The sequence below is a fragment of the Deltaproteobacteria bacterium CG11_big_fil_rev_8_21_14_0_20_42_23 genome, assembly GCA_002796345.1.
In the GTDB taxonomy this organism is placed as follows: domain Bacteria; phylum UBA10199; class UBA10199; order 2-02-FULL-44-16; family 2-02-FULL-44-16; genus 1-14-0-20-42-23.
The window spans coordinates 1-8,113 of the sequence record PCXC01000006.1 but is presented as its reverse complement, the minus strand read 5'-3'; the positions used below and the strand labels follow the sequence as shown (position 1 = coordinate 8,113).

The following is an 8,113-nucleotide window of genomic DNA, read 5'->3' as shown; positions in this document are numbered from 1 at the left end:
AAGTGTCTTGGTTATCGAACTCCTGCTGAGGTCTTCTTGAACCAAGTGTTGCACTTCGAATGTGAATCCACATCCCCGCGTACGCGAGGATGACAAGCGAAAAGAACAAGAATCAAATCCTTTTCAACACCGCTTTTCCTTTATCAATCATCAACACTGTTTTTCCAGAAAGAAGAGAAAGAAGATCTTCTCCGATGAGTTTTGCATTTTCGGGGGAAAGAATTTTTTTGCTCAACAAGATTTTTAAATTTGGATTTTTTATTCCCGATAATTCATCAATGGCTTCTTTGCTGATAAGATGCTGTGAAGCAATGCGGTGTCTTTTTGCCAACAATTTTACTGCGCAAGAAATGATATCGGCAAGTTGTGAATTTTTTTCTGCATTTCGCTTTCGCTCTGGAAGCGTTGGCAGGTCTGCTTTTGCAAGGTGCTCTGCTGTTTCAATAATTCCTAAAAGGATTTCGCCTTCTTTTCGCAAAAATTGTTTTTGCAAGCCTCGAAGCAAACCAAGTTGTTTTATTGTTTTTGGTTTTGTTCTGGCAACATCTAGCAACGTGCCATCATCGGCAACGCGTTTACGCGGAATGTTGTGTGAGATGGCTTGATTTTCTCGCCAAGCAATCAATTCTGTTAAGAGTGCAAAGCCACGCTGGTCTACTTTTCCACTTTTGGCGAGACGTTCTGCAATTTTAGTTGGATTAGAAATAAAAAGTTCGTAGTTTTCCCATTTTTGCGAGAGGACAAGAGCTTGTTGATATCGATCTAATTTTTCAAGTTTGCTGATAAGTTTTTGTGCAAGCGCTACAAGATGATCCACATCGGCAAGTGCATATTCCTGAAGCCTTTGCGGAAGTGGGCGTTCAAGCCAGTTGCTTCTGGCATGTCCTTTTTGAATTTTTACGTGAAGCACATCTTCCAAAAGCGATTGCAGGCTTTTGTTGCTGCCAAGTCCAACAAGAGAAGCTGCCTCTGCAGTATCAAAACTGGGAGAGGCGATGACACCAAAGCTATTGTACAAGCACTCTTGGTCAGCTTGCGCTGCATGAAGCACTTTGAGAATATTTTGATCCTGAAAAACCTTAAACAAAGGAGCAAGCTCATCTTTAGTGAGTTTCACCACATCAATAATCCAAGCTTTGCTTGCAGACGCCACTTGCACCAAGGCGATGTGGGGGAAAAAAGTGCTCTCGCGAATAAATTCTGTATCAAGCGCAATTATTTTTTCAGCGCTTAGCTCTTTGCTTATTTTTTTCAGCTCTTCGGCAGTATCAATCCAATGCATCCCCGTTCAATGCAGAACTAGAATCCATTTCGCAAGTGCAAAATAAAATCGGCTTTAGATTTTTCTCTAAAGCCGATTTTTGAATCTTATGTTTTTGGTTGCTTACTCGCCGTTATCTCCTGTTTCGGTGTAACAATCGAACCAGCTGTGGTTAAGTCCAAAGCGTGCGCAAACATTTGACTCATCTTCGGTTGCAATTGCTGTGGGAATAGTAAGCGAGGCTTCTTCAGTGCCAAGGCAATCGTAAGCAGCATCACCGGTGAAGCTGATGCTGACAGCTTCTACGCTTGGAACGGTTCCAGCTCCTGCAGCTACGGTGTAATCATTTGAGGCTTCAGCTTCGGTGGTGTCTCCATTCCAAGACTGAACTTCTTCCATGCTGAAAGTATCTTCACCGAATGTTGCACTTAAAATAAGGCTTGCGGCTCCATCGCCATAGGCTAGGTTTTGAATGTTGTAATCGTCAAAGTCTGTAGCGGTGTTGTTTTCAATCAGTTGTCCTGTTGAATACATGCGATTGGTGAATGAGCCTTCAGAAAATGTTCCGGTTTGAAATCCGCTTAACACGAAGCTGCTTGCAGCTTGTTCAAGCGTCATTTGGCCGGTGTAATTATTATCTCCAATAAACCTCATGCTTGAAGTAATGGTTTTTGAAGCGTAACTTCCATCATTGTTGCTGGAAAGTTCTCCGCTTGCGCTGACTGAATGCCAGCCGGTACTACCGCCACCATCGCTGAAGTTACCGATGCTTGTGATAGAAACGCTTCCATCGCTGCCGATGGTTTTTGAAATATATTCGTTTTGCGTACCGCCACTACATGCCCACAGCGAGTAACTGGTGAAAACTCCGCCGCTTGCAGTACATGAAAATTTAATATGGTCTGGCCCGCCGTCACCACCAGATGGGAAATCGAGACCAACAATGCGAGCTGTTCCATCGCAGACAGTAGCGACGACATAGTCATTCGCTTCCAAGGTTTTATTCATGTAGCAGCCGATTTTATCAGCTTGTCCACCGTCGTTGATGGTTTGTTTCAGCAAGTTTCCCACTTCGCACATTGATCGTGAGCTGCTGGTATCAAATGCCGCCGCTCCAATTTGGCTTAGCTTTAAGCCTGTTGTTGCAGCTTTTCCAACGCTTGCGGAAAAGGACTTCGAAGGTAAGGGTGAAAGCGATCCGCTTGTGGAGTCTACTACCGGGCTTGTTGCGTTGGGAAGCGCAGTAAAGCTACTGATTCCCGTTGAGCTTGAGGTACCGCTAGATCCTCCGCATGCCGATAAAAAAAGCACGCTGAATACTGCAAGTGTAATATTTTTTTTGAAGTAATTCATGTTATCCCCCACCCGTTAAAGTTTTTTAGATGAGAGAAGAATACCAAAAATTCGGCAGGAAAGAGAGAAAAGAAATATTTTTTTAATTTTATATAAATATTTAAAAAATAAAGGTTTTTATGAAATGTGAAGGGTGAAAAAGTACAGGTAAAAAAGGGGAAACGGGTATTTTTTTAAACTTTTTTTCTCAGCTTTTTCTTTTTTGTTTTCGAAGTTTTTTTCTTCTTTTTTATGTTCAAAGGGAAATGTTTGTCGCGGTAGATTTCAATTTCTTTCATGCTCGTGAATAAATAATCGGCACCGTAATCAGTTTCTACTTCCACCTCAGTATCACATTCTCCGGGAATGTGATCGCGGCAGACTTGCGGACGTGTTTCATAGACTCCACATAATCCGTTTGATTGAAGATGCGTGCAGGTAGTTTGAATCATGAGCTCCCACGTTTTTTTATTCACGTGAATGGAAAGACCTTCGTGTGCCACCATCCAACGCAAGTCTTCAAAATCTTCTCTGCAATCGGGCGCATCAATTTCAACGCAAACATAACGGCAACACTTAGCACACCCAATGCACATGTGTTTTGGATCAACACCGGGAGGGAGGATGATATCTTTTTTTGCGATACGGGGGAAAAAAGGTTTCATAATTTTATTTTTGGTGTTTACGAATCCGTTAACTAAGTTAACTCGTTGTCATCACGAAGTAAGAGATTTAAGTTTGTCATCCTCGCGAACGCGGGGATCCAGCAATCCAAACACTTTGCTGTCATCCTGAGTGTAACGAAGGATCTCCTCTAACAATTGAACGAGGGGATTGCCACAGTCGCTACGCTCCTTCGCAATGACAGAAAATTGTGGATTCCCGCCTCCGCGGGAATGACAAAACAAGATGCACAAAAAAATTATGCTGCTTCCAAAGTTGTCGTGTTCTCTTTAGAGCGTTTTAAGTATTGAGCAAGGATTTTTTTATATCTTTTTTTACTCACGCGCACAAAGCGGTGTGGCAGCTCGCCAAGATAGTTTTCCACTTTCCAGACATTGCGATGTGAAAAGCGCCAATTGGCATAGGGAATAGTATCAAGGTTGATGACCACATAAGATTCTAAACACGCTGTTTCATCAATGTAGTCATCATAATAACTCATCACGACATCTCTCACTGTTTTGAAGCTCGCTTTTTTTCCATAGAGTTCGTCTTCACGCGAGACACCAACCGTTCCAAAGAGACCCGTTTTTTTATCTTGATACAAAAAGAGACAATGATCCAAACAGTCGATGCTGTGCATATCCAGCACCAATGGTTCGTAGCCATGATGTTCCAAGATGGCAGCGGCAAAAAAAGTGGCTTCAAGGCAATGCGCCGTTTTGCTTTTCACCACACTTCGAAATGATTGAAGGCTTTCTCCGCTGTGTTCCCAGTTATAAGGGATGCAGCGGTTGAGGTAGGCTTGAACTTTCTCGGGAGTATCCAGCGTTCGTACCAGGTTCTGTTCCTTTATGGTCATGCATGAGAAGGCTTTTTGGCTTTTCATATTCAGGATTGTAACAAAAAAAAGCCAAATCTCCAAATTTCGGTCTCAATCTGCTTTAAAGGCCCTTGTTTTCTCTGTTTCTCCCTTGCCACTTTTTCCGAGGGATGTTAGCAGCTTTTCCCCAATAAAGCTGAGCGAGAGGAGAAAACGTGCAACAGTGTAACGAACTTTGTATCAATACCATCAGAACACTTTCGATGGATGCCGTGCAGCGTGCAAATTCAGGGCACCCGGGAACACCAATGGCACTGGCTCCGCTGTCACATCTTCTGTGGACAAAGTACATTCAGTATACTCCTCGCAATTTGAAGTGGTGGAATCGCGACCGCTTCGTTCTTTCGTGCGGACATGCTTCCATGTTGCTGTATGCGCAATATCATCTTTCGGGTTTTCCCATTTCCATCGATGACATCAAAAACTTTCGCCAATGGGGAAGTATTACGCCTGGCCATCCTGAATATCACGACACGCCAGGTGCCGAAACCACAACAGGCCCTCTTGGCCAAGGCTTTGCCAATGCGGTTGGGATGGCGATTGCCGAAGAACATCTTTCAGCGAAATTCAACCGTGAAGGCTTCAACGTTGTAGATCATTCTACTTACGTCATTGCCAGTGATGGTGATCTGATGGAAGGTGTTTGTGCCGAAGCAGCTTCGCTTGCGGGTCATCTTGGTTTGGGAAAACTTGTTGTATATTATGATGACAATAACATTACCATCGATGGAACAACCGACTTAAGTTTTACAGAAAATGTAGGTGAACGATTTAAAGCCTATGGTTGGCATGTGCAAACGGTGAAAGACATCAATGATTTTGCCGAGCTTGCCAAAGTAACTGACAATGCGCGGGCTGAAAGTGCAAAGCCATCACTTGTGATTGTGAAATCTCATATTGGATTTGGAAGTCCCAACAAGCAGGATACTTCGGCTGCACATGGTTCTCCGCTTGGCGCTGATGAAATTGAACTCACGAAAAAAACCTATGCGTGGGAACACTCAACCTTTTTCGTTCCTGAAGAAGTGAAAACTTATTACACTTCCATTGCAAACGAAGCGAAAAAGAATGCCGAAAAATGGGACGCGCTTTTTGCAGATTATGGCGAGAAATATCCTGAACTTGCAGCAGAATTTTCTCGTGTGATGCAAGGGATAAATCCTAAAGACTGGGAAAAAGAATTTCCTTCCTTCGAACATTCTGAAGCTATGGCCAGCAGACAGTCTTCTGGCAAGGTGATGCAGGCGATTGCAAAATGTTTTCCAGAATTTATTGGAGGTTCGGCAGATCTTGCTTGTTCAAACAGCACTTACTTGAAAGAGTGTGGAGATTTTTCAAAAACAAATCGAGCCGGCCGCAATCTTCATTTTGGTATTCGTGAACATGCCATGGCTTCCATCGCAAATGGAATGGCGTTGCATGGTGGCGTGCTTCCTTTTACCGCAACATTTTTTGTGTTCACCGATTACATGAGACCAGCCATGCGTTTGGCAGCACTCATGAAACTTCCGGTTCGCTATGTGCTGACACACGATTCCATTGGTTTGGGCGAAGATGGCCCTACGCATCAACCGGTTGAACACTTGATGAGTTTACGCGCCATGCCGGGCTTGAGTCTTCTTCGTCCTGGTGATGCAAACGAAACTTTGGGCGCCTGGAAATACAGTATGGAAAACAAGCAGGGGCCAGTTGCCTTGGTTCTCAGCCGACAAAACTTAACTCCAGTTCCAGGTTCATGTGCAGAAAAAACTGCGTGTGGTGCCTATGTGGTGAAAGATTTTTTGCCGGAACCAAAACTCATTTTAATTGCAAGTGGCTCTGAACTTTCTCTTGCCTTTGAAGCTGCCGAAGAGCTTGCTGCAAAAGGTGTTGCAGTACGTTTAGTCAGCATGCCATCGTGGGAATTATTTGAAGAGCAGTCAGAAAAATATAAAGAGAGTGTCTTTCCAGCACGCATCACTGCTCGCTTAGCGGTTGAGGCGGGATGCACTTTTGGATGGCAACGCTACGTTGGCGAAAAAGGATGTGCGATTGGCATCGATCATTTTGGAGCATCAGCACCAGCGCCAATTTTGTTTGAACAATTTGGATTTACGAAGAAAAACATCATCGAAAAAGCACAAGCGCTTTTAGAGCATGTTGGAAATTAATGCTCTGTCATCACGAGGAGTGTAACGACGTGGTCTGCCTGCCGGTCAGGCAAGGTGATCTCGATTTTGAATTGTCAGAGGAGATTGCCACTCCGCCAGAGGCGGATCGCAATGACAAAATCCTAATATGGAGGAAGAAGCAATGAAACGAGGACCAATTTCGCAGTTTATGGAAGAGCACTATTTACACTTCAATGCCGCGGCAATGATGGATGCTGCAAAAGCCTATGAAACGCATATGAACGCCAATGGAAAAATGTTGGTGTCTTTGGCGGGTGCCATGAGTACGGCAGAGCTGGGAAAGTCGCTTGCAGAGATGATTCGCCAAGATAAGGTGCAAATTATTTCGTGCACGGGAGCAAACTTGGAAGAAGATGTATTTAATCTTGTGGCGCATGATCATTACGCGCGTGTTCCGCATTATCGTGATTTGAGCCCGCAAGACGAGTGGGATCTTTTGGAAAAAGGCTTCAACCGCGTAACGGATACGTGTATTCCAGAAGAAGAAGCTATTCGTCGTATTGAACATCACATTTTTGAATTGTGGAAAAAAGCAAACGACGAAGGCAAAAGTTATTTGCCGCACGAATATTTTTATCAGCTTTTGAAAAGTGGTATTTTGCAGCAGTATTACCAAATTGATCCTAAAAACAATTGGCTTTTGGCGGCAGCTGAAAAAAATATTCCGCTTATCGTTCCAGGTTGGGAAGATTCAACGCTCGGAAATATTTTTGCGTCCTATTGTGTTACCGGTGAATTGAAGCCCACTACCATGAAGGGTGGTATTGAATACATGACCTTCCTCGCAAACTGGTACACAGAGAGCTCTGGCGGGCAGGGGATTGGATTTTTCCAAATTGGTGGAGGTATTGCGGGAGATTTTCCTATTTGCGTGGTTCCCATGTTGCAGCAAGATTTGAAACGGGAAGACACTCCATTTTGGGCTTATTTTTGCCAAATTTCAGATTCGACTACTAGCTACGGATCTTATTCTGGAGCCGTTCCCAACGAAAAGATCACCTGGGGCAAGTTGAGCGATACAACCCCTCGTTTTGTGGTGGAATCTGATGCTACTATTGTGGCCCCCCTCATTTTTTCGTGGATTTTGGGCTGGTAGAAGACGATATAAGAAGCTCCAAACTGCAGTTTTGGCTTTGTGCTGGATGGAGTTCTTGGTTGACAGGTTCATGCCTGTTATACTAAGGCTGCGTTCACTTAAGAAATAAGGAGGAATTATGGCACTATTATCAGCAGCAGGATGTTGTGGAACCGGAAGCCAAGAGCTGAAGGAAGAAAATATCCCAACAACGAACAATCAAGCATCTCAGCTTCTTTTGGGCTTTACTGATAAAGCCGTAGAAAAAGTGAAACACTTTTCAAAAGAAATGCCGGGCGCAGAAGGCAAGCAGCTTCGTGTTGCGATTCGTGCTGGTGGCTGTTCAGGATATTCTTACGACTTCGTCTTCGACAACAAAAGAGATGGCGATATCGAAATTCCAGCGAAAGACATTGTGGTTTTAGTAGATACCATGAGCATCAAAATGCTTCGCGGCGCTACAGTTGATTTCGTGGAAAGCCTTCACGGTGCTGGATTTGTGGTCAACAACCCAAATTCATCTGGCGGCTGTGGTTGTGGTTCAAGCTTTTCGGCCTAAGGTTTTTGTACATTTTTTTGAAAAGGAGCTGGCAAACGTCAGCTCCTTTTTTTTTATTCTATTTTCTAAGTGGGAGTCTCATCGTACAATTCTGTTTTCTGTCATCCTCGCGAAGGCGGGGATGTGGATTCACATTCGAAGTGCAACACTTGGTTCAAGAAGACCTCAG

At 43.9% G+C, this 8,113-nt stretch carries 8 protein-coding genes; 4 read left to right on the top strand and 4 right to left on the bottom strand.

All coding sequences use genetic code 11. The features are described from left to right. Positions 1-112: 112 nt before the first annotated feature. Complete coding sequence (locus tag COV43_00535; GenBank protein PIR26775.1) at positions 113-1,282, bottom strand: hypothetical protein; 1,170 nt, start codon at positions 1,280-1,282, stop codon at positions 113-115. A gap of 102 nt (positions 1,283-1,384) precedes the next feature. Then, the gene (locus COV43_00530) at positions 1,385-2,341 is read right to left on the bottom strand and encodes a hypothetical protein (GenBank protein PIR26774.1); all 957 of its coding nucleotides are present in this window, start codon (positions 2,339-2,341) and stop codon (positions 1,385-1,387) included. Here COV43_00530 and COV43_00525 point away from each other — a divergent pair. After that, positions 2,307-2,609, top strand: a complete 303-nt coding sequence (locus tag COV43_00525; GenBank protein PIR26773.1) for a hypothetical protein — start codon at positions 2,307-2,309, stop codon at positions 2,607-2,609. The genes COV43_00530 and COV43_00525 overlap by 35 nt on opposite strands. A gap of 178 nt (positions 2,610-2,787) precedes the next feature. Here the strand turns inward: COV43_00525 and COV43_00520 are convergent, their stop codons facing one another. Further along, positions 2,788-3,258, bottom strand: coding sequence for a hypothetical protein (locus COV43_00520; GenBank protein ID PIR26772.1), 471 nt, complete (start codon positions 3,256-3,258; stop codon positions 2,788-2,790). A gap of 257 nt (positions 3,259-3,515) precedes the next feature. Beyond that, the gene (locus COV43_00515; protein PIR26771.1) at positions 3,516-4,181 is read right to left on the bottom strand and encodes a hypothetical protein; all 666 of its coding nucleotides are present in this window, start codon (positions 4,179-4,181) and stop codon (positions 3,516-3,518) included. A gap of 161 nt (positions 4,182-4,342) precedes the next feature. On the opposite strand from COV43_00515, the gene tkt reads away from it, so the two are divergent. The 3 genes from tkt (at position 4,343) to COV43_00500 (ending at position 7,944) form a co-directional block, all read left to right on the top strand. Continuing rightward, the gene (tkt, locus tag COV43_00510; protein ID PIR26776.1) at positions 4,343-6,289 is read left to right on the top strand and encodes a transketolase; all 1,947 of its coding nucleotides are present in this window, start codon (positions 4,343-4,345) and stop codon (positions 6,287-6,289) included. A gap of 142 nt (positions 6,290-6,431) precedes the next feature. Further along, on the top strand, positions 6,432-7,406 hold the full coding sequence (locus COV43_00505) for a deoxyhypusine synthase (protein PIR26770.1): 975 nt from the start codon (positions 6,432-6,434) through the stop codon (positions 7,404-7,406). 118 nt (positions 7,407-7,524) lie between these two features. Beyond that, on the top strand, positions 7,525-7,944 hold the full coding sequence (locus tag COV43_00500; protein ID PIR26769.1) for a hypothetical protein: 420 nt from the start codon (positions 7,525-7,527) through the stop codon (positions 7,942-7,944). Positions 7,945-8,113 lie beyond the last annotated feature (169 nt).

Coding starts and splice junctions, on each gene's coding strand:
- COV43_00535 (PIR26775.1), bottom strand. CDS start 1,282: ATGCATTGGATTGATACTGCCGAAGAGCTGAAAAAAATAAGCAAAGAG.
- COV43_00525 (PIR26773.1), top strand. CDS start 2,307: ATGGTTTGTTTCAGCAAGTTTCCCACTTCGCACATTGATCGTGAGCTG.
- COV43_00530 (PIR26774.1), bottom strand. CDS start 2,341: ATGTGCGAAGTGGGAAACTTGCTGAAACAAACCATCAACGACGGTGGA.
- COV43_00520 (PIR26772.1), bottom strand. CDS start 3,258: ATGAAACCTTTTTTCCCCCGTATCGCAAAAAAAGATATCATCCTCCCT.
- tkt (PIR26776.1), top strand. CDS start 4,343: ATGGATGCCGTGCAGCGTGCAAATTCAGGGCACCCGGGAACACCAATG.
- COV43_00505 (PIR26770.1), top strand. CDS start 6,432: ATGAAACGAGGACCAATTTCGCAGTTTATGGAAGAGCACTATTTACAC.
- COV43_00500 (PIR26769.1), top strand. CDS start 7,525: ATGGCACTATTATCAGCAGCAGGATGTTGTGGAACCGGAAGCCAAGAG.